Here is a 24,852-nt window from a genome sequence, read left to right on the forward strand (position 1 = left end):
GAAGACATCGACATCGCCGACATCGCCGAAAGCAGCCATATGGAAGAACACGCCATGGAGTCATTGAAGCGCCCACCGCGGCTCGTGCGGCAGCTGTCGCTCATCTCGCGTATCGCAGGGCATACGGCGGAAGCGTGCATTCCGGGCGTGACGATAGGCGAGATCTGCGAGATTCGCCGGACGTGGCGCGACGCGCACATCGTCGGGCAGGCGCAAGTCATCGCCGTGCACGACGACCGTGCAGTGCTCAGTCTGTTTGCCGCTACGCAGGGATTGTCCTGCGATTCGGCGCTGATGCCCACGGGGCGTCAGGCGACCTGTCGTCCCCACGACGAATGGCGCGGTGCGGTGCTCGATGCGGGGGGCGGCGTGGTGGACCGCATCGACGGCCGACCTCGGACGCCATTGCGTGCATCGACGCCGGAGCGGGTGCTGCTCGCCCCCGCATTGCCCTACGACAACCGTGTCGGCGTCGATACGGGCCTGCATACCGGTTTGCGTGCCATCGATGCGCTCATGCCCTGTGGCATCGGTCAGCGTGTGGGCATCTTCGCGCCGGCGGGGTGCGGCAAGACGTCGTTCCTGAGTGCGCTGATGGCCGGCGTGGAAGTGGACACGACCGTCATCGCGCTGATCGGCGAGCGCGGTCGTGAAGTGGTGGAAATCGTCGACGAATTGCGTGCGTCGCCGGGCGCGCACCGCTGTGTCGTGATCTTCGCGACCTCGGATGCGCCAGCGGTCACGCGTCGCAACGCCGCGTTGCTCGCCACCACGGTCGCCGAACATTTCCGCGATCAGGGGCACCGCGTGGCGCTCTTCGTCGATTCTCTCACGCGTTATGTGCGCGCGTGTCGCGATCTCGCCCTCGCGACCGGCGAGTTGCCAATGCGCGCCGGCGTGCCCGCCTCCGTCTACACCAGTCTGCCGCAATTGCTCGAGCGCGCCGGTGCGTCCAGGCACGGCAGCATCACGGCCTTCTACACCGTGCTCATGGAAGACGAGGAGATGCCCGACCCGATGGCCGAAGAGATCCGCTCCATTCTCGATGGCCACATTCATCTGAGCGCGCAACTCGCTCACCGCAACCACTACCCGGCCATCGATGTACTGCGCAGTGTGAGCCGGGTCGCAACGCGTGTCTCGAGCGAGGAGCATCTGCGCGCCGCCGGTGCGTTACGGGCTTGTCTGGCGCGGCTCGAGTCGTTGCAGACGCTCGTGGATCTGGGCGAATACCGCCCGGGCGCGAATGCGCAGGACGACCGCGCGATGGAAGCGAAGCCGCATATCGACGCCTTCTTGCGGCAAGCGAGAGGGGAGTGGTCGTCGGCGGAGCGAACGCTGGAGAGGCTTTATGAAATCGTGGGTTGAGGCGAGACGTCTATGCCGTGGGTCCTCACAGATGAAGCGATTGCAGGAGCGGGAATTGCAAAGCATCGCGGTGCAGGACACGGCGCTCGCCGACCGGTATGCCGCGCTGGCGTCGCAACGCGACGCGATCCTCGCACTGATCGCGTCTTCGAAGCCGTCGCAGTGCGAATCGGATATGGCGGGGCTGCGCGGCGGCATGCGCACGACGTCGATGCTGCGACAGCAGGTGCGGGACATCGAAGTCACGCTGACGACACTGGCGGAGTCGCGCGAGCAACTCGCAACCGACCGGGATCTGGCGGAAAACGAATGGCGCCGCTGGTGGAGGAAGGAGACGAAGTACACACGTCTGGCGAAGCTGCTGCGCAGCGAAGCGCACAAACGTCAGGCATTCGTTGAGAGTGGTGAACTTGAGGAGCGTCAGTCATGGGGCCCATGAGCGAAGCAGTCACGGTAGCGGCGTCGGTCGGACCGACGGCGCCGGGTTTGCAGCAGTCCGACGAAAAATCGATGCGCGATCGGGTTGACGAAGCCCGACGCCAGCACGATTCCGATCGCCGTGAGCACGAGACGCCGCTCGACGCAGCGCTCGTCTGGTTAATGCACGTGCCGCAGGAGCGCGCGGCGCCCCTGTCGTTCGACGAGCGGCGTGGTGCGCCACGAACGGACAACGACAGCGAGGCTTCGTCGCGCAAGCGCGCTGCTGAAGACGCTGAGCGAGCCGAGCGCGTTGAGCGCATTGAGCGCCGTTTGCGCGACGAGGCGGGCATTGCCGCCGAGCGACGCGCGGCGAAGGCGAGCGAATCGCCGCCCCCGCTGGCGCGCACGGGGGACGCACACGCAGCGGGGGCGCCGTCAGGACCCGGAGACGCCGGCGGAGGTACGGCGGATCCGTCCGCAGCGGCGCACGCGGGTGAGCAGGCCGTGGCAAACGCGAAGGAGGCACAAACGGTCCCGTCCGCGACCGACGCTGCACGGAGCGCGCAGGCGATGCCGGAGAGCGAGGCGTCCAGGCCACGCCGCCATGGCATGGCCGAACCGGGCCCGTCCGGCATGCCCGGACTTGCGCTGCCCAACGCGCAACGACCCGCCCTGCATCGGCCGGCGCAAAGCGCGCCCCCACGCCTGCCTCGGGGTGCGCAGTCGCCGGCACACCTGCTGCTGCCGAGAGACGAAGGCGCTACGCGGACCCCGGGCGCGGGAGAGAGCCTGCGCTACGCGTTCGGCAGTTGGGGACGAGGGCATTTCGTCAACGTTCAGGTCGTGCAGACGGACGGCCGCCGTAGCTTTGTGCTCGGTGCGTCGGACCTCGTCGTGCAGCGACGTCTGTCGGCGGCATTGCCGGGCGCGGCGGACGGTGTCTCGTTGCCAAGGGGGCCGCAGGGCATGGATCCGCATGCCGTCAAGGCGATCGAATCGATGGGTGAGAACGCCGACGAGGCGTCGTGATGCTCAAACTGCGTCGTATCGATGATGACCTGACGCGTCTGGATGCGGCGGCCCAGGCCTGGCGCGCGCGTGGCTGGCACGCGTCGCTGGAATATTTGCCGCGCATGGGGTCGTGGATGCTGGTGCAGGACACGGCGCACACCTGGCAAGGGTGGGTGGAGCCGGGGATGTGGCTCGAAGGCGTGGCGCACGAACTCGCGTCGCTCGCTTGCAGTGCCGACTCCGAGCAACTGGCCGCCCGCCTGTTCGCGGTCACCGCCAACCCGCTGCATTTGCCGATGCCGGAGCTGCGTTACGACGTACTCGATGTCAGTGCCCCGGTGGACGGGGCCGCGCTGCCGGAAACGATGTTGCTCAAGGTGCGCGCTGCCGAATGCCCCGTGTGGCTCACACGCGTGCCGGACGTGCGTAGCCACTTGCCGCTCGATCTGCATGGCGTGCGCTTCTGGATGAACGTGGAGCTCGGGCGCAGCCGTGCGCGTCTGGCGACGCTACGCACCGTCAGGCGAGGCGATGTGCTGATCGTGCGCGACCTGCGACGCACGTTGAGCGTTGCCGGACAGGTGATCGGCGCTTATCAACATGAAGAAGGGAATGCGATGCTGGAAACCTATTTGCATGACGACGTCGACGATACATTGCCGGACGACGGCTACGAGCACGCCGCGCGAGGCGCACGCAGCGAAGGCTACGGCGAACCCGCTCCGCAGGCGATGACGATGCCCTTCGAGCGGCTCCCCGTGGAGCTCGTCTTCGTGCTGCAACGCGAACGGATGACACTCGCCGAATTGCAGCAAATGGGGCGCACGCGCGTGCTGCCGCTGCATGCCGGTGCGGAGCAGCGTGTGGAAGTGCGGGTGAACGACACGTTGCTCGCACGCGGCGAACTCGTTCAGCTCGACGGCAGGCTCGGGGTGGAAGTCTCCGAGTGGCTGCTTGAGGCGACGCTCGCGCGAGGCGCGCAGGAGCCCGATCATGTGGAGTGACATGCCGGTCATCGGCATACTGAGCTTCTTCACGCTGCTGCCTTTTCTGGTGGCGTCGGGCACCTGCTTCGTCAAGTTCTCCATCGTGTTCGTGATGGTGCGTAATGCGCTGGGCTTGCAACAAGTGCCCAGCAACATGACGCTCAACGGCGCTGCGCTGCTGATCTCGATATTCGTGATGTTGCCGATCGCGACCGCTGTCCTCGACGCTTATCATGCGAGCCCCGTCAACTTTGCCGATCCGAATTCGGTGCGACGCTTTCTCGACGACGGGCTGTCTCCGTACCGCGACTATCTGGTGAAGTACGCCGACCCGCAACTCACGCAGTTCTTCGCCCGTCAGGAGCTGGCGCGCGACAGCGCGGACATGCCGGTCGACGCGTCGGCGCCGTCGATCTTCGCGTTGCTCCCGGCGTACGCACTCACCGAGATCAAGAATGCGTTCACCATCGGCTTCTACCTCTATTTGCCGTTTGTGGTGGTGGATCTGGTGGTCTCGAGCGTGCTGCTCTCGCTCGGGATGATGATGATGAGCCCGGTCACGATCTCGGTGCCGATCAAGTTAATTCTCTTTGTTGCGATGGACGGGTGGTCGCTGCTGTCGCAGGGGCTGGTTCGCCAGTACCTGCCGTGAGGACCTGTCGTGCTGGATAACCTGATTTTCGCGGGCAATCGTGCGCTCTACCTCGTGCTGATTCTCTCGGCCGGGCCGGTGGCGGTGGCCACGCTCGTGGGCGTCGCCATCGGTCTGCTCCAGACCGTGACACAGGTGCAGGAGCAGACGTTGCCGTTCGGTCTGAAGTTGCTCGCGGTGTCCATGAGTCTGTTCCTGCTGGCCGACTGGTACGGCGAGACACTCGTGGCGTTCGGTGCGGAAATGATGCGGCTGGCCATGGCAGGCAAAGCCTGAGATGGACCTGTCGCTGGTATTTGCGCACCACGACGGCGTCATGGCCACCGCCATTGCATACGCGCGCGTGGCCCCGTCGGTGTTCCTGCTGCCGATTCTCAACGGCAATGTGCTCGCCGGCGTGGTACGTACGGTGGTCTCCATGTGGATGGCGATCGGTGTCTGGCCATACGCGTACGGCGCCCCGCTGGCGCTCGATGCGCCGGTCTGGGTCGTGTTGCTGCGCGAGGCCGCCATCGGACTGGTCATCGCGGTGGCCGTCGCCTTTCCGTTCTGGGTGTTCCACGCCCTGGGCGCGTACATCGACAACCAGCGCGGCGCCACGCTCAGCAGCGTGATCGACCCGGCCAACGGTGTCGACACGTCGGAACTGGCCGGCTTCTTTCAGTGGTTCGGTGCGGTGATCTATCTGCACTTGGGCGGCATGACGCTGTTGCTCGAAGTGCTCGCCCGAAGCTACCGCGTATGTGCGCCGTTCGGCGCGTGCACGTTATCGGCGGCGCGTGTGCATGCGTTCCTCGACGTGCTGGTCGGACACGCCATTGCGCTCTCGGCGCCGGTCGTGGGCGCGCTGTTCCTGTCCGAAGTCATATTGGGGCTGCTCTCGCGGTTCGCGCCTCAGGTCAATGCGTTCGCGCTATCGCTGACGATCAAGAGTCTCATCGGTTTCACGATCCTGCTGATCTATTTCGCCGCCACCCTGCCCGACGCCATCGTTGCGCTCTTCATGCGCCCGGACGACGTGGTTCGCTGGCTCTCCCCTTCCGTACCCGGAGCCTAGGCGCGATGGGGGAGAAAACAGAGAAGCCGACACAAAAGCGGCTGCGCGATGCCGCAAAAAAGGGACAGTCGTTCAAGAGCAAGGAATTGACGATGGTCACGCTCGTGTTCGGCGGACTGCTCTTCGTGCTCTCGACCGATCCACTGTTGTGGCTGATGCAGGAGTATCGCCAGGTGCTGGCCGACGGACAGTTCGCCAATCCTCAAGCGTTTGCCGTGAGGTTGTTCAAGCACGGGCTCGAAGCGTTCATGCCGGTGTTGCTCGTGTGCATCGTGGCGGCGGTGCTGCCCACGTTGCTTCAGACCGGATTTCTCTGGGCGAGTCAGGCGCTCAAGCTCAATCTCGGCGCGGTCAATCCGTTGCAGGGCATGAAGCGCATCTTCAGCCTGCGAACGCTCAAGGACGCGCTCAAGTCGGTGCTCTATCTGCTCAGCTTCGGCGCGATCACCGTGGCGTTGTGGAGCACTGGCAAAGGCTTGCTGTTCGCGCAGATTCACATGAGTCCGGCGGGCGTGGCCGCCGCCTGGATTGCGTTGACGGCGAAGCTGGTATGGATTGCGCTGGTTTGCGTGGTCCCCATTGCGGTGCTCGACGCCATGGTCGAGTTCTGGCTGTTCATACGGGAGCAGCGCATGGAACGACACGAAGTCAAACGCGAGCACAAAGACTCGGACGGCAACCCCGAGATCAAGCAACGGCGTCGCGCCATGCACACGGAGTTGCTCTCCGAAGGCGTGAAATCCGACATTCGGGACTCCCGGCTGATTATTGCCAATCCGACCCACATCGCCGTGGGCATCTACTTCCGGCCCGACCTCGTCGTCATGCCATTCATCTCCGTGATGGAGACCAACGCACGGGCGCTCGCCGTGCGCCGCTACGCGGAGTCGCAAGGTGTGCCGGTGATCGGCGACGTGGCGCTCGCGCGTCGTCTGTATGCCACGCACCGTCGGTACACGTTCGTGTCCATCGACGAGATCGACGCCATCATGCGCCTGCTCGTCTGGCTCGAAGACGTGGAAAGGGCAGGGATGCACGACGTCGGCGATGCTGCCGAAGCCGGCGACGCCAGCGACGCCAGCGACACCGCCGACACCGCCGACACCGCCGACACCGCCGACACCGAAATATGGGGCGAGCCGGTCGACGCGACGCAGGCCGATCGTCCGCCTAGCACAGATGAAGGCGTGAACAAAGACAACGACGGCGTCATGGGAATGGAAAAGGAAACGGCGCAAATGGCGCGCGACATGCGCTTCGACGCCGAAGGTAACGCGCAAGGCCCGCCGTACGGGGCCTCACGCGTCATCGCCCCCCATCAGGAATCACAGGGTGAGGAACGGACGAAACCCGGCATTGGTGACCACATTCGATAGAACGCTTTTTGGAAGTCTCCCAAAGGACGCGTTGCTTAAATGCTAGTTATCGGGATGCCGGCAATGACGACGAGCAACACGGCGCAGTCCCCACTTTGAAGAGTCCCCCGGGAGGAACGATGGAACGTGAGGACATGCGCCATCTCTGGCGGCTGCATACCGTTGGCAACGAGACCGGAAATCACGTCGGCATGCCTGCGAACGAGACCGGCAGCGACGACGCCGTGCCGGCGCGGGCATGTCTGCGCGTCATGGCGCAGGAGGTATATGCGGAGCTCGTGAAGCGCGCGTCGCTCGAGGGCGTCGCGCTTCCCGCCGAGCGCGAGCTGTTTCCCGATCCGTCGACGCCGCGCTTGTTGCAACGCTTGTCGACCGGTATGTCGTGCGGTGTCGGCCGTCGTATCGCCCGTATGCGACTTAGCGACGCTGCCCGCGTTTCGCTCGCCTCCCACGCTCGCGCGCGGGCGGCGTTCGAGCGCAGTCAGGCGCGAGCGATGCAGGCCGACGCGGTGCTCACCGAGATTCAGGTGGTGCTCGAGATCCTCTCTCCGAACGACCCGCAATACGCGCGGGCGAGCCGCAAGCGCCACGCGGCCCTTGCCGAGGCGCGGGACGCGGCGACCCTGGCCGATCAGGGATATCGGCGCCTGCGCGAGAGCAGCGTGGAGCCGTGGATTCGGCATCTGGCGTGGCTGCCCGACTTTTCGCAGGCGCGCGCGGTTTCGTCCAGGGGCAACCGTCCCGGCAACCACACCCGGGGCGAGCACCGGGCCTTCTGGGGACGTCCGGCGAACGGGTGCCGTCGTGCTGCGGTGTCCCGGCTCGCATTCATTCCAGTCACCCGGCTGGCAAACAGAAGATTGACCCGTTTTCGGGTATCGGAAGGAGGTAATTCGATGACACAAGCGGCAACGCAATCAGACACGGACGAAGGTCGCGTCACCAACGCAATCTGGAATGCCGTAATCGCCGGCGCGAGTCTCAAGGTTATTCATGGCATTCCGAGCGAAACCATGGACGGCCTTTACGCGCATGCCTACGACTTCTACACCAACGGTCAGTTGGCGCAGGCCGAAGCGTTCTTCCGCTTCCTGTGCATCTATGACTTCTACAACCCCGAGTACATCGTGGGACTCGCGGCGGTGTGCCAGCTCAAGGAGGAGTATCAAAAAGCGGTCGATCTTTATGCGATGGCGTTCGCTGTCGGCAAGAATGATTATCGACCGGTCTTTTACGCAGGGCAGTGCCAGATGATGATGCGCAATCTGCCGCTGGCGCGCGAGTGTTTCTCGCTCGTGTGCGAGAGCAGTTGCGATGCGGACCTGCGCACCAAAGCCCGTGCGTATCTCGACGCGATCGGCCCTGGCGACGATGACCGGAAGGCATCGGGCGCCGGCGATTCGCCCGACCCTTCAGGCAGTGGAGGGACACCTGACGACAAGGAGGCAGCATGAACACGTCGACGGTTTCGCAATACGGTCTCACGCCGCCCGCGCCGGGGCCCGAAGGGGACGTGGGTCCGAACGGTCCGGACGGTACCGGCAAGCCGCCGGTTGTCGAAAAGTTCGACTTCGGTTCGGTGATCAAGAAAATTGTCGAGAACATGGCATGGAAAGGCGACGGGACGTCCGACAAGCTAGACGATGTCCCGGACCTGAAGCCGCCACCGACGGACACACGGGTGACGCTGACCTATCTGCTCAGTCGCATCACGGCATTGTTCGGCGAGTCATCGCTGGCCGATCTTCAGGGCCGTCTCAAGGAACTCGAGGCGAGAGCCGCCGCGCAGCAGGCGTTGGCCGAGGAGAGCCAGAAGGCGTTCGACGACGCCGTTGCCGACGCGAACGACGCGCTCGCCGCCTACGAGGCCGCAGCCGATAACCTGGACAAGGCGCAAAAATCGCTCGATAGCGCCAGAGACAAGCTTGCCGCCGCGAAAGCCGCACTCGATGCGACCACGCCCGGCACACCGGAGCACGATGCGGCCAAGCAGGCGTACGACAAGGCGCAGTCCGAATACGACACGGCCAAGGGCAAGTACGACGCGGCAAAGCAGGATGCGCTCAAAGCGAACGACGCGGCAAAAGACGCGGTAAAGAAGGCCGACGACTTGCTCGACAAATTCCTGAGCGAGCATCCGTTCGGGCAGCTCAACCAGAATTCCGGCAAAGACCATCTCGACAATACGACCAACCTCATCTACCTGATGGCGCAACTTGCAAAGTTGCTCGGCGATTCCGCGAACGATGCCATCCAGGAGGACATGAAGTTCTTCGAGAAGATTCGCAAGGCGCGCGAAGCCGACATGATCAAGAAGAACGAGGAGTACGAGGAGCAAGTGAAGAAGGCCGAGAAGATGAACAAGATCTTCGGCATCTTCGGCAAGATTCTCGGCGCCGTGCTGGCGGTCGTTGGCGTGGTCGGCGCAGTGTTCACCGGCGGCATGAGTACCACGCTGACCGTGATTGGCGTCGGGTTGATGGCGGACTCGATCATGGGGGCTGCGACCGGCTTCTCTTTGGTCGGTGAAGCGATCAAACCGGTGATGACGCATGTCGTGCAGCCACTGGCGGAAAAGATCGGCAGCTTCGTCGGATCGATGCTCGAAGAACTCGGCGTCGCCAAGGATACGGCCGAGTTGATCGGCAACATCGTGGGTGTCGTGGCCGCGGCGGTCGTGGTGGTTGCCGCCGTTGCCGTCACGGTCGCCGTGGGAGGCGCGGCCGCTGCCACCAACATGGGCAAGATGCTCGGCCAGATGGTGGGCGATGTCGTCAAGAAACTCGTGCCCGATTTGCTGCGCGAAGCCGGCAAGGCCGGCAGCAAGTATCTGACGCAGAACCTGACGGCGGCCGCCGCCAAGCTGGGCGTGAAGGAAGGCAATGCCCAGATGCTCGCCAACGTCCTTCGCCAGATCGTAACGGCCGGAGAACTGACGAACGCCACGGTGCAGGCCACGGGCAGCACGGTCACCGGCATCTATGCGAAAAACGCGTCGGATGCGGCTGCCGACATGATGGTGTCGCAAGACACACTGGAAAAGATCACGGATTCGGTGAAGCAGTCGGCGGACAAGTTCGCGGCGACACAGGACGTTGTCATGAATCTCGTGACTCAGATGTCCGATGCGGGCCGCGTCGCACAGGAATCGCAGCGCTTCGTGATGAACAACGTGCGCGCTGTCGTTTAAGGAGCCCTCTCATGAACATTCTCGAAGTCAGTCACAAGCCCGTCGTACCGCCGCTGGACTCGCTTGACGCGAAGGACGCACCACCGCCGGCGCTGCTGCACAACGTTTTCACGCCATACCTCGATGACGAAGAGGACGATGACGGCGGATACCGCCCATCGTTGCTGAGTCCACCGCTCGATGCCGACCGAGACGGTGCGCTCGACTGGCTCAGGGGCCTCGATGCCAAGGACAAACCCGGTAACCAGGACGGAGGGTCGCAGTACGGCAGCCTGATTTCTGCGGACGTGGTGCTGCTCGGCAAGTTCTTCGAGTTCTTCCAGAAGTCGTTCCAGAACGGCATCGAATTGCGCAACAAGATGGCGGACGTGAATTTGAAGTCGGTGATCGCGGGAAGCGACGCCATCAAGGAGGCCGGCAAGGCGCAAATGTGGGGGGGCATTTCCTCCGGTCTCACGCAGGGCCTGCTCGGCGGCTTTGGCGCCTTCAAGAACTTCTCGGCGGTGTCCAAGGAGCGCAGCGCGCTGAAGATGCAGTCGCCGAAGCCGGATACGCCGCCAGCATCGCCGCCCGTCACACCCTCGCCCGATGCGCCGTCGACAGCCAATACGCCGGACGGGCAACTGCCGGGCACGCGTGCGCCGGGCATGGACGCCGACGATATCCTCGACACCGCGCCGCCGCCGCGCGTGAACGCGTCCGACGATGTTCCCGATACCCCCGGTGTTCCGCCATCGCCGACATCCGGCAATGCGACCCCGCCGGATATCCCGGACGGACCGGGTCCTGACGCGTTGAATCTGAATGCACGAAGCGACGCCGCCGTCGGCGGCATCTTCTCGATGGTCGCAGGACCGCTGGCCAACATGATGAACGGGACTGCGCAATATGCCGCAGCGCTCGAGCAGCAGAATCAGAAGCTGGCCGACAGTGGCGCACAGCTTAGCCGTGACGGCACGACCAACTCGCAGGAGCAGGCGAACATCGATCTCACGCTCTCGCGAGAAATGCTCAAGGTGTGCGACGCCGTGTCGCAAGCGAAGACCGGCACCGGATCCGCCATCGCGGGCAACGTGCGTGCCTGAAACAGGGCAATTCTCAAAGGACGGATGAATGACCGAAAGTGTGAGCGACCGTTTCGTCCCCTGGCTCATGTTCCAGGAGGCGAGCGTCAAGGACCCGGGCGTGGAAGGCCGCAAGGAGAACAATGCGCCGGGCCAGCAATCCAGCGATGACCTGTCGCCGATGGCGTCCCTGCTCGCCGGGGTCGTCAAGAGTGCGGACCGGTTGGGTGCGGCGCTGCGAAGCGTCGACGATTCGATGAGCGATCTGAAACAGGGCCGGGTGCTTGCCGCTGCGCTCGACGAGACGCTAGACGATGCGCGCATCGCCGCGCTCGACCTGGGATCGCGCCTGAAAGGGTTGGCAGGCAGCGATATTCCCGTGCCGGACGCGCTAAAGGAGCAGCTGGTCGATCGCTTCACCGAGCGTCCCGGCGCTGGCAAGGGCAACGATCCGGATGGGTTAGGCACAAAGTCGGCGGACGATGCGCCGAAGACCGGCGTCAATAACAATGACGCGCCCGAAAATAAGGAGGACGACGCAGACGACGACAAAACAAAGGGCGACGACGACTATGTGCCCCCAACCGACGGACAGATTTGGGACAAACTCGTCGAAGTGATCGGCCACATGAAGGAGGAGTTCCTCAAGATCTTCGCCGACGCGGCCAAGAAGTATCTGGACTTCAGCAAGGAGCTTGCCGACATCATCTCGAAGTTGTCGGGATGGATCGAGAACAAGAAGGACGGCAAGGAAGTCGATCTGGACGTCGGTAAATTGGAGGAGGCGCTCCAGGCCCTCAAGGAGAAATACTCGCTGCCGAGCAAGAACGCCGTGCTTTGGCCCAAGCAGGAAGATGGCGACGGTGATATCAAGGGCGGAAGCAAGGAAGACGCCGAGAAGTGGGCGAAGGATCTGGGCCTGCCGGAAGGCAGCGTGAAAGCCCAGCCGGAGGGCAGTGACAACTACGTTGTCGTGGTCGATACGGGCACGATCGACTCAATGATCACGTCGCTGCCCAAAGGCGAGAACGGCAAAGCCCGGATGACGACCCAGCAACTCGAAATCTGGCGTACCGGTTTCATGGGGCAGGAAAGTGTCGTCAAGACGCAGGTGCAGGGATTGTCCCAGCGTTTTGCCACGGCCAACGCCACGAACGAGAATCTGGTGAAGTTGCTCAGCGGTGCGATTCTCGCGATGAGCGAATCCAACAAGGGGTTCTTCCGGTAATGCGCGCCGAAGGCATTCTTCTTCATGCGGCCCGATCGCGCCGGGTGCCGAGCCTCACACGGGAAATGCTGCCCTGTGCCCGCTTTCGCCCCGGCCCGTTGCGCAATCTGCCGTCTCAGGCGTATTTGTCGGCGCTGCTTTCCACGGGCGACGCGCGCGCGCTCGGCGTCGCGCTGCTGATGGTGGTGCGCGACGCTTTCGATCCGTCCGCATTGCCGGACATTTCGCTGCGGCGTCAATGCAATGCGATGCGCGATGCGATTTTGCCGCGTGACGCCATGCGTCAGCGCGCCATTCTGGAGCGCTTCGAGCGCGGCGAGGCCAGACCGCTCGGCGACACGCTGGGCCTGCTCATCACGCTACTGGCCGATCACCCCCAGCGTGAGGCGCTACGCGACTTCGCCGCGCAACTCTGTCTGCGCGACTTTGCGCCGGCGCATGAAGTACGGCGCAATCCGCTCGTCGCGGCGATGCTCGCCGGGCTCGGTTTGTTCACGCAACCGTCCTCATCCGCACCTCCTGTGCTGCAATGACGCGACGCTTCGAAGCGTTAGCCCCGCCGAATCCGGCGGGGCTTTTTTCATTGCGCGCTCAGATGGAGAACAGCACTTCCAGACGCGGATCGTGACGGTACAGCCGCTGCCACGGATACCAGTCGGTGCGCATGCGACGCCAGGCTTCGCGTGCCGCCCAGATACCGTGGGTGTGCAGAATCAACGGCAGCAGGCCCGCGCGCACCTGGCGCGAGTCGATCTCGGCAAGCAGTTGCTCGGCGGCGCGCTTGGCCGGCATTCCCCCGCGCGCCAGTTCGACGTAATGCCGGTTGACGCGCAACAGCCCGGCATCGTCTCCAGTTTCCCGCACGGCGCGCACGAGCGCCTCCGCTTCGGCATGACGACATTGGTACGACAGCATGATCGCCAACGCACTGGTGAGCACGGGATGATGCTGCCCGAACCGTTGCAGATTTTCTCGCGCCACGGCAATGGCTTCGTCCGTGCGCCGGTCGAAGAACATCGCCCAGGTCTTCAGAATGGCCGCAGCGATGAAGCTCGGGTCGTGTTCCAGTGCGATATCGAGCGCCATCTCCGCCGCTTTCGATTCTCCCTTGAGAATGCAGTGCCAGGCGTGGTGATACCGAACGTACGGATTCGACGGGGCGGACCACAACGCACGGTCGAACAGGATGTTCGCCACGCTGGACTCGAACTTCATGCTGTGCAGGATCGCGAGCAGGCTCACGGCATGCGGATCTCGCGGCGCCAGCGCGAGCGCGGCCTCCACGGCGGCACGCGCGCCGTGCAATGCCGCTTTCTGGTCGAACAGGCCGAGATGCGCGAGCGCCAGATAGCACTCGGCCTGCCCGCAATACGGCGCGGTGCGCGATGCCCCTTCTCCCACGCATTGATGGAACAACTGCAACGACTGTCGCAGGCTCGACGGTGTGTGCTGCTGGAGTTTGAAGCGCGCGTGAAGGAAGGTCGTGGCGGAGTCGAAGGAGTCGAAGGAATGCGAGAGGTGCACCGAAGCCGTAAGGCCGGGCACGTGCTTCGTGACGATGTCCGTGATGCGGATTTCGATGGGGAGCGTGTTGTCGGAGTCGGTCAGTACGAAGTCTTCGCTGAACAGCAACTGGTGCCCATCCGAGCTGACCAGTTCGATGCGCAGCCGGTCGCGCTCGATCGCATGACCGGTGACATAGAAGTCCGGCGCGAAGCGCTCGACGAACGTGGCGATGTCGTGACATTCGAGCACCGTGCGTGTGATCGACGCGGGCAAGACACGCAGACCGTAGGCGGTGTACTCGAAAAAACGCGTCACCAGCCGGTCGTGCAGCATGAGCGTTTGCGCTGAACTCGGTAGGCGGAACGGCATGATGGCGAGCGTGCATAACGCGGCCGCGCGCGTGGCGCCCGACACGATGGCGACCGAGCGACGAATCCGGTAACCGGTGCCGTAAACCGTCTCCACGATGCGATCGGACTTCTTCTCTCTGAGCACACGCCGGATCGCATAAATGCAGCGCGTGAGCGACTCTTCGCTGACGTCCTGATGCGGCCACACCAGCGAGAGCAACTTGTCCTTGCTGACGTTCTCGCCAGCCGCGTCGAGGAGCGTGCGCAGCACCGCGACTTCCTTGGGCGGCAGGCTGATCTGCCGGTCTCCCTGCTTGAGAATGCCGTTGGCGTCCAACGAGAAATCGTCGAACAGATAGATCTTTCCGTTCTGCGTCGAGCTGATCTGATTCACGTGCCGAGTCTCCTGCCAGCAAGCCCTGCTCGACGCGAGCGACGACGACTGCCGGTTTGCCCCGTCGCAAACCGAAGACGTGTGAGACATACGTGCGCTGAATCATCGCCGCGGGGGGCTCCGGCGAAATCATGTTCCTCAAAGCGAGGAGACTATGCGAGGAACTAACGTTTCTGGGGGGATGAACATAAATAATTGGGCCGATTCCCTGTCAATTTGCGTCGGTGGCCCATATGGATCTCCCGCGCTTGGGCGAAAGATGAAATGCACTCCCAGGATAAGACCGGGATGATGGCCGCAAGCAAGACATGTTCCTGAAAGTCCCCACCCTATAAGAAATCATGGACGGAGCCCTCGTATTTGGCAGTTCGATTTCGTCGGCAGAGCTTCGGAGACACGCAGCTTCACGCGGACATGACAACGTGGCGACGGCGCTCGCGGACGCGCCGTCGCTAGCACGAATTTGCACCGAGATGCGCGAGCGCTGGGACATCGACGTGACGCTGCGTCGCGAAACCCTCTTTTTCGAGGCGCGCGACCTCGACACGTGTCTGATTCGTCAGACGACGGGCACACACATCGAGCGGCGCATGGCGGGGGCCGACGACGCGGCCGCGGCCCGTGCGCTGGCGATGAACCTCTCGTTATGCCGGCAGGGGTTCGCCTTCGGCGTGAGGCGTAGCGCGCTGGTCCTGCACCGGTACGTCGCGCCGTGGGAGAGCTTCGAGACATGCATGGCGGCGGTGCGCGAGTTCTTCGTGGTCTCGGAGCGCATCAAGCGCGCGGTGATGGCGACATGAGTCACGCCATCGTGGCGATGCTTCGCGCATCGCTTCCGGAGACGGTGAGCACGTTTGTACAGGCGCGCTCGTCGGCGGGATTCGAGCCGTTCTGGCTGCTCGAATACTCGCACGGCCATCTGACGTTCATGGTCGCGAGCGGCGGCGCGACGCTGCCCGAGGTGCATTTCGGCGAGCGTACGCCAGTGTGCGAATTCTGGATGTGCAGTCCCGCACTGTTCGAATCGCGTCGCGTGTTGCTGATGTACGGCAGCGCCGTTCGCGGGACTCGCGCGGACATCGTCGCTTGCGTCGAACTGTTCTTGCATCGGGCATTGGCCCATTGAATCGCATTGAATCGCAGGGAGGCCGGCGGGAGACCGGCTCCCGTTTCCGGGGAGTGGCAGTGTCGAAAATTGAAGGGGACAAAATCCTATGGCAGCAGTGATTCAGTCGAGTCCGGGCGTACAGAATGCGCGCGCGACGGCGACCTCGATGCCAGTCGATATTTCGCAAAACGAATTCGACTCTCGAATTGCAAACGACGATAGCCTGTTCCAGGCGAGTAACGATAGCGACGAGCTGAGCGTCACGAGAACGAAGCGCGACGCGATTCCTCCACCGCTCACGCAACAGGACGCTCGCTCGGCGGTCGCCGCCCTATGGAACGTCTTTCAACAGAGCCGTACCGCTATGGGGTTGCCCGACAAAGGCAGGCAGTACGAGGATCTCAGGAAGGACGTCGAGCGTTTTCTCAAGCGGCCGGCCAATGCCGGGGTGAAACGCAACGACATGGTGCAGGCGAAGAACCTGTTCGGCAAGTTGGCGCGCGGTCTGAAGCATCACGAGAATCCGAAAGGCAAGAACGTCAAGCATTTCCAGCTCGCCGTGGACACCGGTCTATGCCTGGAGTGGCAGTTCAAGGCCAGCGCCGACGAATGCGTGAAGCAGAAGCTCGATCGAGCGCTGACGAAGCGTCTGGCCGACATGAAGCCGGGCTCGGCGACGTCTTTCAGCGTGAAAGGGGGCGCGGGTGTCGACGTGGTGCCGGGCGTGGGCGTGGGCGCCAGCGTGACGCAGGATTCGAGCCTGTCGATCACGCCCACCGAGTGGCTGGTGGATGCGACGGGCAAGAAGGTCACCCTGTCGGCCGGCGCGGACGTGCTCGACTTCGTCAAGACGGAGCTGTCGCTGTCGGCATCGTCATCGCGTGCCGACATTTACGGCTCCTTGTCGGACTATGTGACCAGCGAGAGCCACAAGTTCACCACATGGGTCAAACAAGGGCCGATCGCGCTCATTGCCAAGATCCGGCATTTGTTCATGATCTCGTCGTCCTACGAGTCCGGGCGGGCGCGCGCCGACTTCAGTCGCGATTGTCTCGAAGCGAACCTGATCGAGCTTTGCGGCAAGAGTATCGACATTCGGCAGCACGGGCCAAGGGCACTGCCGATCGAGCGGCACGATACGCTGGCAGGCGAAGTGAAGGGCACGGCGTCGGTCGACATCGGCATCACGGCAAACGTCAATGCGGCGGGACGCCGGTTGGTGACCGCCAAGCGCACTCATCACGATATTCTGGCCATCGCCGACGCGCGCCCCGAATGGGCGCGACAATTGCTCGCCAAGAAGCAACGCGTGTGCAGTCCGCTGACGCTGCTCGAAGCCGTGCGTTCGCACGTCAAGACATCGAGCACCGAGATTACGGCCGAGTTCATGTCGAAAAAAGCCGGCACCGCCGTACGGGACATGGAGGAGCGGGCGCAGTTTCTGCTCGAGCAGTTCGCGCTGCTCAAGCTCGAAGGCGGATTGAATCCGGAAGTCGAGGCGATTCTGATGGACCTGTTCAAGGAGCGCGAGCGCATTCTCCGTCCGGCGGCGTTGGCGACCCATGAGCTCAGCTGTCGTCAGACCAGGTGGCAGGCCGAGATGGCCGCCGTCGCCGGTGTACCGCTGGTGTTTCCCAACGGGGTCAACGCCAGTGTGACCTATGAGCACGTCACGGAGGATGAAGACCCGCACTACTGCGGTCATTTCGTGAACATCAATGTCGCCGGCATCGTTGCGGTCTCGGGCGCCGTGACCGGCGCGCTCGAAGCCGCAGGCGTATCCGCCGGTGGGGGATGGGGCGTTGCGGAAATACAGACGGCGCTCAGGAACGTCGATTTCGACTACAGCGCCGGCATCATGACCTCGATGCGCTTCAAGCTCAAGGAAGACGGCGTGGCGCTGATGCACTCGGTCAGGGGTATCACGAGCACGCTAGGATTCGACCGCAAGCTTCCCACGCCGGTTGCCGTACTCGCGGGACTGATGTGGAACAGCAACACGGCGGACAAGTTGACGATCGGTAGCGATTGCCTGGATTTGCTGCTGCCGATGATGCGCATGCGCTATGCCAATCCACGATTCGGCGGCGAAGCGTGGTGGAATGACTTTACGGTGCTGCACAAGGAAGAACTCGACGAGATGTACTTCAAGATCGCCGATGCCGTGCCGAATACCACGCTCGAAGCCGATCTCGAGCGGGTCGTTCGTGAGATGCCTGCCACGCGGCCGCTATTGAACGCACTCAGGGACGCCGCTGCGCAATTCGCAGACGAGACCACACCGCAGAACCGGGCGGTCGCCCATGACGCGATGGCGGAGTTTCTGATGGCTTATGTCAAAGGCGGCTACAAGGACAAGGTGTCCGCCAAGTGGCAACCGACCGTGAACGGGAAACGCATCGCGCTACCGGTCCCGGCGGCGCCCCTGACTTCCACCGGCACGACGGCCCGTGAAGCGATGGCTGCCTGAACCGTCCGATGAAAAAGGAAGGCGCGGGTACACCGCGCCCTCCGCGGGCAACGCGAGTGGGTTACTTGGGTCCGGTACCGCCGTCGGGGTTCGGCTTCGGAGGTTTTGGGGGAATCAGAATCGGGGGAATGCCGATGTCCGTGTTGACGATGGCCGCTTTCGGCGAGCTGGTTCGTGGGTTCAGCAGCGCAGGTCGGTCAACGAGAATGGGCGTGTTGGCGGCGACCCGCGACGCACCGGCTGGAAATTGCGGGGCCAGCGGTGCATGCGTCGTCGCCAGATTGCCTGCGCCCGATGTCGGTTGCAGCGCCTGATCATCGCGCCGCGCCGGTATCGGCGCCGGGACGGACAGATGGCGTGTCGGACTGGCCGCCGGGGCTGGCGCATGCGCCGGTTCGGCGGCGTCCCTCTCGTAGATCGCCAGAATCCGTGCTTTCGCCGCATCGATCTGTCGGTCCACAACTTCGTGGGGCTGGAAGTTGAAGAACGACAGACGACGTTGATGGGACTGCGGCAGCGGTGACGACTGCGCAGGGGACGGACACAGTGAGTCGAGCGAAGCGGTGGAAGCGGTGGAAGCACTGGAAGCGGTGCGTCCGAGCGACGCGCTCGGGCAGGTTCCCAGGTTTCGGATCAGCCGCGACAGTTTCACACTGGTGAGCGTCGCCCGAAGTCGCGTGACGATGGTGGCCCAGGGCTTCGGCTTCGGCGGAGGTTGACTGTCGTTCGTACGAACGAACTGTTGCGCCCGCAAGCCGTCGACCGGCACGAGCGTGATGCTCTGGCCGCCATACGAAACATGCTCGTTGGGCCTGGCGTGGGCAATGTTGGTGCGCTCTGGATGGTTCATGGAAAGGGTGGAAGGGGCCACCACCGTACTCGCGAAAACGATCTTGGACATTGAAATCTCCCGTGGCCGGCAACGCGGTCCTAATTCGCCGACGGCAATGCCTGGGCGACGTCGAGCAATTCACCGAACGCGTCGGCGAGCGTGGCGCGATCCTGTCCGGCAAGCGGCATCTTCATCCAGCAGTTGAGCGTTCCGTTGTCGTTGAGCGAGAACACCGGCTGACAAAAATCGGCACGTAGATGATTGGCCGCCAGCGCGGCCATCAGCGAGTCCGTCGAGGGCGTCTCGTTGAACTCGGCGAGCATGAACCACGAAGCGTGATCGATGGCGCCGAAGTGCACCGACATGCGGTCCTCGACGTCCAGACTCACGACTTCCTGATCCGGCGCCGGCTCAAAGGCGAAAAATCCGATGTGGTGCAGTAGTTCACCGACAACGTTGTGAAAAGTGTGCAGGTCTTGCATCGTGGAAGGTCCTTGATAAGGGAGAGGCGCCCATCCCGCTGTCGTGGGCGTTCAGCGCATCGGAGGCCGGCGTTGGCGCAGCGGCAGGCGCGGTTGCGGGATCGGTGTCGTGCGCCGGCCGCGCGATGTTGCGGCGATTGCGCGCGCGAGCCAGGCGTGCGAGCTCCTGATGTTGACGAAAGGTCGGGTCGAATTTCGTCGATCCGATACGAATGTCGCGCAGCACGCTATCGAGCGTTGCGCTGCCGCGCTCCAGCAAGGCGGTTGCCGCCAGCCACATGCCCAGTCGCGCCGTGCGGTGTGTCGATTGCACGACGGCCGGATGCGGTGGCGGGGACAGCATTTCTGTGTGATAGAAATCCTGGCGGCGCATGTGCTGCGCGGGCGTAGTCGCTTTCAGGCGTTCCGCGGCCTGATGAAGATGCGAGAGGGCGTCGGCGCGAACGATCGTCTCGCCGTCGTCCGCCCATGCCTGTAGCGCCGGAAAGGTCACGACGTTGGCTCCCTGAGTCATCGAGACGATGCAAGTGCGCAGGTGAGTGCCGCGATAGCCGCACTCGCTCTGGGTGAGTAGGTAGGAGGCGAATCCAATATCGCCGAAGCGCCGGCGCGTCGACGACAACAGCGGATACGACGCGTTGCGCGCGAGGAGTTCGTCGTCCGAGGCCAGGGTGATGAGTACCGATGGCGGGGCGACCAGCCAGCGTCGCAAATATCGCTCGATATCGGGTGCGCGCGGCGGTTCGCGCCGCACGGCGAGCGTGCGCTTCGCGTGCGAGAGCATTTGCGAATCCCGAGGCGACTTATCTCCCGACCGATCGCCCGATGCCGCAATGGTTTCGGTGTCGCGTGCCGACGCCGCGCGGGCGTCTCGCGCGCAGCGCCGCGCAGCCATCGTCGTGGCGCGTCCGGAGGCGGGAATCACGTTGACCGGGGACGACATGGCAGATCTCCTGTATGCGATTGCGTCGTGAGGTGAGGAACGGAGGTGCAGGCGATGCGATACCGCATGGCGCCTCTCGACTAACGGTGCATCAACAAGGGCCGTCGCAGGTCGTCGGCGAAGGCGCAGATGACGTCGAGCTGATGATGGGTGCCAACGAGTTGCGGCGCGCTGGTGAGCCGGATATCCGTCACGATCTCCTCCACGCTGAGATGTTCGTGATTGCCGCGCGACATGGCGAGGGCGGTGACGAGCACGCCCGCGATGCCTTCGGGGTCGTCGAAGACGATGACCGGGCAGCCGAGGGCGGACGTGCCGTTCGTCCCTGCAGCGTCGCCCGTGCCCGCGTTGCGCTTTGCGCCGGCGTCTTCCGGCAGCGAGATATGGCGCAGGGCGTTCTCGATAAACTGCAACGTTTGCGTGACGTAGAGCCGGTCCGACGCAATGTCGGGCGCCTGGCGGTAGGGCGCATGCAGTACCGAAAACGTCACTTCGCTCTGCGAGGATCGAAGCGTTGTGGCATACACGCTGAAGTCCGTGACGAAGGCCGCTGCCGTACTGGTGGTGATGTGACGCCGGCTCACGCGGATGGCGCCGTCGTGACGCTCGGCACCGTGCGGCTCGCACTGCGGTGTGACGTGCACTACGACAGCGGGACGCAGTCGCATGAGCAGTGTGAGGAACGCTTCGATGGCGCCGTGTTGGGGTGTCTGACAAACCACTGCGAGCGGTTGGCGGGCAACGTGAACGACGCTGGCGGGAAGCAACGCGCCGTCGTGACTGCGCAACGCCGTCTGGCGCGCAACCCAGAGCTTGCGGTCCCGACTTGTCGCCAGGTCGCGATGATAGTGATCGCGATAGGAAGCGTTGCGCTCCGTGATCAGCTTGTAGTGCCCGACCACGTTCTGCGCGGAACCCATGCGATGTTTGAGCTCATGCAACGCATCTTCCGGGCGGCTGCGCTCGAAGAGGTCGATGGCGCAGACTTCGGGGTTGCCGCGCCAATCGAGTTGACGCTTGATCCCCTGAAGCACCCGGTTCTTGACATAGGGGGTGGCGTTGCGCAACAGCCAGACAATCACGAAGGGTTGATCGAGTCGCATGGAGCGCACGCCGGGCCGTGACGACTCCGGCGCTCTGGCGGGCACGTTCGGATGAGAGGCGAGCGCCAGATCACGTGCACGACGCCACAGGTGCGGGTGCCGGTAGGCGCTCCATCCAATGAGCAGAACGAGAAAGCCGTCACGAGTGACACCGACCGTGGTGCGGGCAGGGTCGAGCGCATGCCGGCAGATCAGACGGTGGAGCTGTTCGGCTTCCTGGTTCGTCATGGTGGCGGCGTTGATCTGGGTGTGGATCGATGCCATGCGTGGAAATGCCTCCCGATTCCGGAACGTTCGAGAGGCAATGGTCGGGTCCACCGCAGGAAGCCGCTTGCAGGTTTGGCTCATCGTATACGCCACGGCACCCGGCGGGCCGCGCTCCCCGGGCGCATCGCGGCCGGGCGATATCCGAAGGCCTTTGGATGCGTTGGGCTATTGCGGCACTGGGACAGCGACGCACGCCGATGGACTTATTTGCCGCGCACGAGCGCCGACGCGTCGGATGGGCGCTGCGCCTGGACAGGGGGGAACTTGCGGGGCGGTTTGGGAGGCGGGGGCAGAAGCGGTCGTTTGTCAGGCACGACATCGTGCCCCAGCGTCAGACTCTTCCTCACCTCATTGAGCCATGAAAATTGAAGCTTGCCGACGTTCCTGATGAGCGTGTCCCGATCTTTCTTGGGCGACAGCGATGGTTTTCGACAGGCGTCCATTGCCGCTTTGCAAGTGTCGGGGAGGTCATGGTCGTCGCCGTTTCTCGATGCCAGATACTCACGTCGCAATTGTTCGGTCAGGGCTTGCAGTGTCTTCGTTCGCGCTTCGAACCAGGCGTTGGATTCGGTGTTGTCGTCGTCGGAGGTGTACAGCCGTTGGTAGGAATCGCGCTGCCGTGTCGGCGTGAGACTCGCGATGGCCGACCGAAACGCGGACTTCCGGGGCCCGCACTTCTGCTGCGCCGGTGCCGGCACGGGTTCGGACGCCGAATCGAGAATGCTCGTGAAGCACGAGACTTTGCCGTCGTCGGTCGGCATGTGCGGTTTGAGCTGATTGAGCAGCCGCACGACGGGGGCGCTGCCCATTCGCAGTCCCTTGTTTTTGGACCAGGTCGTGACCGCCGCTTTCGGCTCGGCAGTCAGATTTTCCCGCACCATCAGATCCCAGGCGCGCCGACATTGGTCCGGATGAAGCCGATAGCGGTTGCCTTTGAAGATGACGATCGCCCCCCGCTCGTTGATGCCGATGCGCTTGTCTTGCGTGGGGTACTGACTCTTCCAGCCGTAAAGTGTGTAAAGCGTTGGGGCGGATGCCAGCGCTACTTCTTGCAGCGTGATGTTCGTGCTCATCGCAACGTTTCTCCTTCGCCTGAATGCCTGTCGCGCACAGGAATGCCTCTGTCGACGGATTTCCCGAATTCCGCGAATGCACTTCGCCTGGCGCCGGGCAGGCTGGCGAGTGGGGGCAAACGTAACATCGCAGACCGTTCGTAGGCATGAATGGTCGTGCGAGCGGCGCGCGCAGGCTTCCACGTTTGGCTCGCCGGGCCGCCAACGCAATCGGTCGACGGCCTGTGCGGACATTCGGCGGGCGCGCGGGGCGACGTCGGACGGTGAAGAGGACCGTGCGACGCAAGAGACCGCGTGCAGGACACGCGGACCGCATCCGGAGGGGACTACCGCTCTCGACTATTCAGCACGTTGTTCAGCAGGACGGCGTTCACGAAACCGTTTCGCGCCCGATCGTCCAGGAAGGCAGAATGCGTGTGCTCGCCCGACGCCGGTGGGGTGTGCGTCAATGGCGTGCCGGAGGCCGACGCGGGCGTCGGACTCGTTGGGCTTTGTGGCGGCGTTCCCGGAAGGAACTCGAACGAATGCGACGATATCGCCGCGGGTGACTGACTACCCGCGGGCAGCTTCGGTGAAAGCGGTGAAGTGAAGCTTCGTAGCGGCTTGGGCGGCGCCGTTCGGGGCTTCGGCTCGGCGGCGGAATCCACGTCGTTGGCTGCGGGTTTCTCGACGCGGACTTCGCTGAGCGACATGGGGGGCTGCGTCGTAATGCGCACGCGCGCGCTCGGCGGATCCGATCTGAGCCTCCATTTCGCTACCGCTTCCGTGATGATGCTCTTGAAGGGGGATGTCTTCGAGATCGATATCGCGGGAGCACCGGTCATGGCCGACTGCGCATTGGCGTCCTTCATTTTTTTCACGAGCGCGGTGACCGACGGCTTGCCGAGTCTCAGATCCTTGAACTTGAGCTTCGAAAAAAGGGACGTCGCGGGCCGTGTGGTCAAGTCACTCTTGCGAATCAGCTTGTCCGCGCGGCGACATTGCCCGAGATGCAAGAGAAACGTCTTGCCCTTGAAGATGACGAGCTGGTCCTTGCTGTTGACGCCGATGCGTCCGTTCGTGATGGCCGCGCCTTCTTTGGGCTGCCCCACGGCATCTAGCGCGTCGAGCTTGGCGCGGGAATTCAACGCCACCGAATTCAGCGAGATACTTGTGCTCATCGCAAAGCTCCTCCTTTCGTTGTCGGCATCAGACCGGATGCCCTTCGGATTTCGGTATGGCGGCCAACTGCTGGAGCAGTTCGGTGCGGGTGAGCCCGAAAGTGCGCGCTCGCTGGGAAGTCCCGGGCCGGTTGGTCACTTTCACTATCCTTTCGCGCATCGACGTATCCGGCTCGGGCCACCCGGAAAACCCGACTTCCGATCCGCACGAACCGTAGACCGGCGTCGGATCGCCATGCGCCAGTCGTTCGAGACTGACACTTCTTTTCAACTCGGTCGGATTTCGTTTTGGTGAAAGCGGGGGCGGTAGCGCCTCATCTGTCGCCGACTGGAAGGGGTTCGCGCTTGGGGCGGAGGTGTCGGCGAAACGTTCTTCCCACAGCTTCGCTGCCTTGTCCTGAATGCGGGCGTAGAGCGCCCTGGCTTCCGAGGGGTCGGTCGGGATGTGTCCATGGCCGATCGCCGATGTGGGGCTGGAGAAACCCTTGGCATCGTCGCGGGATTGCGAAATGCAGGCTGCCATGACAAGCCTCGAGAATGCGCGCGGTGATGACGCGCGTTTCGCGAGGGACATGGACGCGTTCGCTTCCCGCGCGATCGTCGCGGCGCCGATGCCTGCGTCCGTGCCCGCATTCGCCGCTTTCAGTTTCGTCACCAGTTCGACGACGGATGGCTTGCCAACCTTGAGATTGCCGAACTTGAGCGATGACAGGCGCGACGCTTTCGTCTCGCCCGAAACGCCCTGCGCCTTCATGAACTTCTCCGCACGACGACATTCGCGGAAATGCAGAACGAAGCGTGCGCCTTTGAAG

24 protein-coding genes are annotated in these 24,852 nt (G+C 63.6%); 16 read left to right on the forward strand and 8 right to left on the reverse strand.

The window, feature by feature from the left end:
* Positions 1-54: 54 nt before the first annotated feature.
* The 13 genes from UC34_RS00935 (at position 55) to UC34_RS00995 (ending at position 12,885) form a co-directional block, all read left to right on the forward strand.
* On the forward strand, positions 55-1,368 hold the full coding sequence (locus UC34_RS00935; protein ID WP_044457585.1) for a FliI/YscN family ATPase: 1,314 nt from the start codon (positions 55-57) through the stop codon (positions 1,366-1,368).
* 55 nt (positions 1,369-1,423) lie between these two features.
* Positions 1,424-1,807, forward strand: a complete 384-nt coding sequence (locus UC34_RS00940; RefSeq protein ID WP_167370626.1) for a hypothetical protein — start codon at positions 1,424-1,426, stop codon at positions 1,805-1,807.
* Positions 1,795-2,817 (forward strand): SpaN/EivJ family type III secretion system needle length determinant, encoded by a 1,023-nt coding sequence (locus UC34_RS00945; RefSeq protein WP_044453303.1) that lies wholly within the window; start codon positions 1,795-1,797, stop codon positions 2,815-2,817. Before UC34_RS00940 ends, UC34_RS00945 begins: the two co-directional genes overlap by 13 nt.
* Entirely contained in the window at positions 2,817-3,803 is a 987-nt protein-coding gene (sctQ, locus tag UC34_RS00950) for a type III secretion system cytoplasmic ring protein SctQ (RefSeq protein WP_044453304.1), read from the forward strand. The genes UC34_RS00945 and sctQ overlap by 1 nt, the downstream gene beginning before the upstream one ends.
* Entirely contained in the window at positions 3,793-4,437 is a 645-nt protein-coding gene (locus UC34_RS00955; protein WP_044453305.1) for an EscR/YscR/HrcR family type III secretion system export apparatus protein, read from the forward strand. The genes sctQ and UC34_RS00955 overlap by 11 nt, the downstream gene beginning before the upstream one ends.
* A gap of 9 nt (positions 4,438-4,446) precedes the next feature.
* Positions 4,447-4,713 carry an EscS/YscS/HrcS family type III secretion system export apparatus protein gene (locus tag UC34_RS00960; RefSeq protein WP_269466318.1) on the forward strand — a complete coding sequence of 89 codons (267 nt, stop codon included), beginning with the start codon at positions 4,447-4,449 and terminating at the stop codon, positions 4,711-4,713.
* A 1-nt stretch (position 4,714) separates the two neighbouring features.
* Positions 4,715-5,494 carry a type III secretion system export apparatus subunit SctT gene (sctT, locus tag UC34_RS00965; RefSeq protein ID WP_044453306.1) on the forward strand — a complete coding sequence of 260 codons (780 nt, stop codon included), beginning with the start codon at positions 4,715-4,717 and terminating at the stop codon, positions 5,492-5,494.
* Between the two features lie 5 nt (positions 5,495-5,499).
* Positions 5,500-6,870, forward strand: a complete 1,371-nt coding sequence (locus UC34_RS00970; RefSeq protein ID WP_063389804.1) for an EscU/YscU/HrcU family type III secretion system export apparatus switch protein — start codon at positions 5,500-5,502, stop codon at positions 6,868-6,870.
* Positions 6,871-6,989: 119 nt separating this feature from the next.
* Entirely contained in the window at positions 6,990-8,324 is a 1,335-nt protein-coding gene (gene sicA / locus UC34_RS26035; protein ID WP_269466319.1) for a type III secretion system translocator chaperone SicA, read from the forward strand.
* Positions 8,321-10,060: a type III secretion system translocon subunit SseC family protein gene (gene sctE / locus UC34_RS00980; protein WP_052810855.1), complete on the forward strand. Its 1,740-nt coding sequence runs from the start codon at positions 8,321-8,323 to the stop codon at positions 10,058-10,060. The genes sicA and sctE overlap by 4 nt, the downstream gene beginning before the upstream one ends.
* A gap of 11 nt (positions 10,061-10,071) precedes the next feature.
* Positions 10,072-11,145 carry a hypothetical protein gene (locus tag UC34_RS00985; RefSeq protein WP_044453309.1) on the forward strand — a complete coding sequence of 358 codons (1,074 nt, stop codon included), beginning with the start codon at positions 10,072-10,074 and terminating at the stop codon, positions 11,143-11,145.
* A 28-nt stretch (positions 11,146-11,173) separates the two neighbouring features.
* Positions 11,174-12,352 carry an IpaD/SipD/SspD family type III secretion system needle tip protein gene (locus UC34_RS00990; protein WP_044453310.1) on the forward strand — a complete coding sequence of 393 codons (1,179 nt, stop codon included), beginning with the start codon at positions 11,174-11,176 and terminating at the stop codon, positions 12,350-12,352.
* A gap of 65 nt (positions 12,353-12,417) precedes the next feature.
* Complete coding sequence (locus UC34_RS00995) at positions 12,418-12,885, forward strand: hypothetical protein (RefSeq protein ID WP_167370627.1); 468 nt, start codon at positions 12,418-12,420, stop codon at positions 12,883-12,885.
* Positions 12,886-12,943: 58 nt separating this feature from the next.
* Here UC34_RS00995 and UC34_RS01000 read toward each other — a convergent pair whose 3' ends face one another.
* Complete coding sequence (locus UC34_RS01000; protein ID WP_044453312.1) at positions 12,944-14,602, reverse strand: winged helix-turn-helix domain-containing protein; 1,659 nt, start codon at positions 14,600-14,602, stop codon at positions 12,944-12,946.
* Positions 14,603-15,075: 473 nt separating this feature from the next.
* On the opposite strand from UC34_RS01000, the gene UC34_RS01005 reads away from it, so the two are divergent.
* The 3 genes from UC34_RS01005 (at position 15,076) to UC34_RS01015 (ending at position 18,180) form a co-directional block, all read left to right on the forward strand.
* The gene (locus tag UC34_RS01005) at positions 15,076-15,402 is read left to right on the forward strand and encodes a hypothetical protein (protein ID WP_044453313.1); all 327 of its coding nucleotides are present in this window, start codon (positions 15,076-15,078) and stop codon (positions 15,400-15,402) included.
* Positions 15,399-15,728 carry a hypothetical protein gene (locus UC34_RS01010; protein ID WP_044453314.1) on the forward strand — a complete coding sequence of 110 codons (330 nt, stop codon included), beginning with the start codon at positions 15,399-15,401 and terminating at the stop codon, positions 15,726-15,728. Before UC34_RS01005 ends, UC34_RS01010 begins: the two co-directional genes overlap by 4 nt.
* Positions 15,729-15,816: 88 nt before the next feature.
* A complete protein-coding gene (locus UC34_RS01015; RefSeq protein WP_044453315.1) occupies positions 15,817-18,180 on the forward strand; it encodes a hypothetical protein in 2,364 nt (787 codons plus the stop codon).
* Positions 18,181-18,241: 61 nt separating this feature from the next.
* Here the strand turns inward: UC34_RS01015 and UC34_RS01020 are convergent, their stop codons facing one another.
* From UC34_RS01020 to UC34_RS01050, 7 genes are all read right to left on the reverse strand, one after another.
* Positions 18,242-19,081: a hypothetical protein gene (locus UC34_RS01020; RefSeq protein ID WP_044453316.1), complete on the reverse strand. Its 840-nt coding sequence runs from the start codon at positions 19,079-19,081 to the stop codon at positions 18,242-18,244.
* A gap of 29 nt (positions 19,082-19,110) precedes the next feature.
* Positions 19,111-19,494, reverse strand: coding sequence for a CesT family type III secretion system chaperone (locus UC34_RS01025; protein WP_044453317.1), 384 nt, complete (start codon positions 19,492-19,494; stop codon positions 19,111-19,113).
* Complete coding sequence (locus tag UC34_RS01030) at positions 19,457-20,437, reverse strand: hypothetical protein (protein ID WP_157122960.1); 981 nt, start codon at positions 20,435-20,437, stop codon at positions 19,457-19,459. The genes UC34_RS01025 and UC34_RS01030 overlap by 38 nt, the downstream gene beginning before the upstream one ends.
* A gap of 80 nt (positions 20,438-20,517) precedes the next feature.
* Positions 20,518-21,804, reverse strand: a complete 1,287-nt coding sequence (locus UC34_RS01035) for a protein-tyrosine phosphatase family protein (RefSeq protein ID WP_044453319.1) — start codon at positions 21,802-21,804, stop codon at positions 20,518-20,520.
* Between the two features lie 206 nt (positions 21,805-22,010).
* On the reverse strand, positions 22,011-22,880 hold the full coding sequence (locus UC34_RS01040) for a hypothetical protein (protein ID WP_044453320.1): 870 nt from the start codon (positions 22,878-22,880) through the stop codon (positions 22,011-22,013).
* A 326-nt stretch (positions 22,881-23,206) separates the two neighbouring features.
* Positions 23,207-24,040, reverse strand: coding sequence for a hypothetical protein (locus UC34_RS01045; protein WP_044453321.1), 834 nt, complete (start codon positions 24,038-24,040; stop codon positions 23,207-23,209).
* A gap of 28 nt (positions 24,041-24,068) precedes the next feature.
* Positions 24,069-24,794 carry a hypothetical protein gene (locus UC34_RS01050; protein ID WP_157122962.1) on the reverse strand — a complete coding sequence of 242 codons (726 nt, stop codon included), beginning with the start codon at positions 24,792-24,794 and terminating at the stop codon, positions 24,069-24,071.
* Between the last annotated feature and the right edge of the window lie 58 nt (positions 24,795-24,852).

Source organism: Pandoraea vervacti, assembly GCF_000934605.2.
Lineage (GTDB): Bacteria > Pseudomonadota > Gammaproteobacteria > Burkholderiales > Burkholderiaceae > Pandoraea > Pandoraea vervacti.

What these genes read in the sequence shown, in the direction of transcription:
- UC34_RS00935 (WP_044457585.1), top strand. Translation starts at nt 55, where the DNA reads ATGGAGTCATTGAAGCGCCCACCGCGGCTCGTGCGGCAGCTGTCGCTC.
- UC34_RS00945 (WP_044453303.1), top strand. Translation starts at nt 1,795, where the DNA reads ATGGGGCCCATGAGCGAAGCAGTCACGGTAGCGGCGTCGGTCGGACCG.
- sctQ (WP_044453304.1), top strand. Translation starts at nt 2,817, where the DNA reads ATGCTCAAACTGCGTCGTATCGATGATGACCTGACGCGTCTGGATGCG.
- UC34_RS00955 (WP_044453305.1), top strand. Translation starts at nt 3,793, where the DNA reads ATGTGGAGTGACATGCCGGTCATCGGCATACTGAGCTTCTTCACGCTG.
- sctT (WP_044453306.1), top strand. Translation starts at nt 4,715, where the DNA reads ATGGACCTGTCGCTGGTATTTGCGCACCACGACGGCGTCATGGCCACC.
- UC34_RS00970 (WP_063389804.1), top strand. Translation starts at nt 5,500, where the DNA reads ATGGGGGAGAAAACAGAGAAGCCGACACAAAAGCGGCTGCGCGATGCC.
- sicA (WP_269466319.1), top strand. Translation starts at nt 6,990, where the DNA reads ATGGAACGTGAGGACATGCGCCATCTCTGGCGGCTGCATACCGTTGGC.
- sctE (WP_052810855.1), top strand. Translation starts at nt 8,321, where the DNA reads ATGAACACGTCGACGGTTTCGCAATACGGTCTCACGCCGCCCGCGCCG.
- UC34_RS00985 (WP_044453309.1), top strand. Translation starts at nt 10,072, where the DNA reads ATGAACATTCTCGAAGTCAGTCACAAGCCCGTCGTACCGCCGCTGGAC.
- UC34_RS00990 (WP_044453310.1), top strand. Translation starts at nt 11,174, where the DNA reads ATGACCGAAAGTGTGAGCGACCGTTTCGTCCCCTGGCTCATGTTCCAG.
- UC34_RS00995 (WP_167370627.1), top strand. Translation starts at nt 12,418, where the DNA reads ATGCTGCCCTGTGCCCGCTTTCGCCCCGGCCCGTTGCGCAATCTGCCG.
- UC34_RS01005 (WP_044453313.1), top strand. Translation starts at nt 15,076, where the DNA reads ATGCGCGAGCGCTGGGACATCGACGTGACGCTGCGTCGCGAAACCCTC.
- UC34_RS01010 (WP_044453314.1), top strand. Translation starts at nt 15,399, where the DNA reads ATGAGTCACGCCATCGTGGCGATGCTTCGCGCATCGCTTCCGGAGACG.
- UC34_RS01015 (WP_044453315.1), top strand. Translation starts at nt 15,817, where the DNA reads ATGGCAGCAGTGATTCAGTCGAGTCCGGGCGTACAGAATGCGCGCGCG.
- UC34_RS01020 (WP_044453316.1), bottom strand. Translation starts at nt 19,081, where the DNA reads ATGTCCAAGATCGTTTTCGCGAGTACGGTGGTGGCCCCTTCCACCCTT.
- UC34_RS01025 (WP_044453317.1), bottom strand. Translation starts at nt 19,494, where the DNA reads ATGCAAGACCTGCACACTTTTCACAACGTTGTCGGTGAACTACTGCAC.
- UC34_RS01030 (WP_157122960.1), bottom strand. Translation starts at nt 20,437, where the DNA reads ATGTCGTCCCCGGTCAACGTGATTCCCGCCTCCGGACGCGCCACGACG.
- UC34_RS01035 (WP_044453319.1), bottom strand. Translation starts at nt 21,804, where the DNA reads ATGGCATCGATCCACACCCAGATCAACGCCGCCACCATGACGAACCAG.
- UC34_RS01040 (WP_044453320.1), bottom strand. Translation starts at nt 22,880, where the DNA reads ATGAGCACGAACATCACGCTGCAAGAAGTAGCGCTGGCATCCGCCCCA.
- UC34_RS01045 (WP_044453321.1), bottom strand. Translation starts at nt 24,040, where the DNA reads ATGAGCACAAGTATCTCGCTGAATTCGGTGGCGTTGAATTCCCGCGCC.
- UC34_RS01050 (WP_157122962.1), bottom strand. Translation starts at nt 24,794, where the DNA reads ATGAAGGCGCAGGGCGTTTCGGGCGAGACGAAAGCGTCGCGCCTGTCA.